The following is a 986-nucleotide window of genomic DNA, read 5'->3' as shown; positions in this document are numbered from 1 at the left end:
CTGTTCGACGCTGCCACCATTGAGCGCATGGCGCGGCATTGGCAGAACCTCTTGCAGGCGATGGTTGCCGATCAGCAACAGAACATTGGTCAGTTGAACCTGCTGGACCGTGACGAGCAACAGCACATTCTCCAGCTGTGGGATCGCACCGACTCTGGCTTCCCGGCCACGCGCCTGGTCCATGAACTGTTCGCCGACCGCGCGGCTGAAAACCCCAATGCGGTGGCGGTGAAGTTCGATGCGCAAACCCTGAGCTATGGCCAGCTGGACAGCCAGGCCAACCGCCTCGCACATGCCTTGATCGCCCGAGGCGTCGGCCCCGAAGTGCGCGTGGCGATTGCCATGCCGCGCAGTGCCGAGAGCATGGTGGCGTTTCTTGCGGTGATGAAAGCCGGTGGTGTCTACGTGCCGCTGGATATCGAATACCCGCGTGATCGCCTGCTGTACATGATGCAGGACAGCCGCGCCCAACTGCTGCTGACCCATTCCAGCGCGTTGCAGCAACTGCCGATCCCCGACGGCCTGGATAGCCTGGCGATTGATCGCACCGAAGACTGGAGCGATTACAGCGATACCGCACCGCACGTCGAATTGGATGGCGACAACCTGGCCTACGTGATCTACACCTCCGGTTCTACCGGCATGCCGAAGGGCGTGGCCGTCTCCCACGGCCCATTGGTGGCGCACATTATCGCGACCGGCGAGCGCTACGAAACCAGCCCGGCGGACTGCGAACTGCACTTCATGTCATTCGCTTTCGACGGCGCCCACGAAGGCTGGATGCACCCACTGATCAACGGTGCCAGCGTGCTGATCCGTGACGACAGCCTGTGGCTGCCCGAATACACCTACGAACAAATGCACCGCCATAACGTGACCATGGCCGTGTTCCCGCCGGTGTACCTGCAACAGCTGGCCGAACACGCTGAACGCGACGGCAACCCACCGGCTGTTCGTGTGTACTGCTTCGGCGGTGACGCGGTCGC

Annotated in this window: 1 protein-coding gene; it reads left to right on the top strand. The window is 62.4% G+C overall.

Annotation, left to right across the window (positions count from 1 at the left end; all coding sequences use genetic code 11):
* Positions 1–986 (top strand): AMP-binding protein (locus JBO08_RS27970; protein ID WP_220075309.1); only part of this gene is annotated, 986 nt, incomplete at both ends.

It is taken from the genome of Pseudomonas sp. LAP_36 (assembly GCF_019456785.1).
Lineage (GTDB): Bacteria > Pseudomonadota > Gammaproteobacteria > Pseudomonadales > Pseudomonadaceae > Aquipseudomonas > Aquipseudomonas tritici.
Note: the sequence above shows the minus strand (reverse complement) of the source record. Positions and strands in the feature narration are given on the sequence as shown.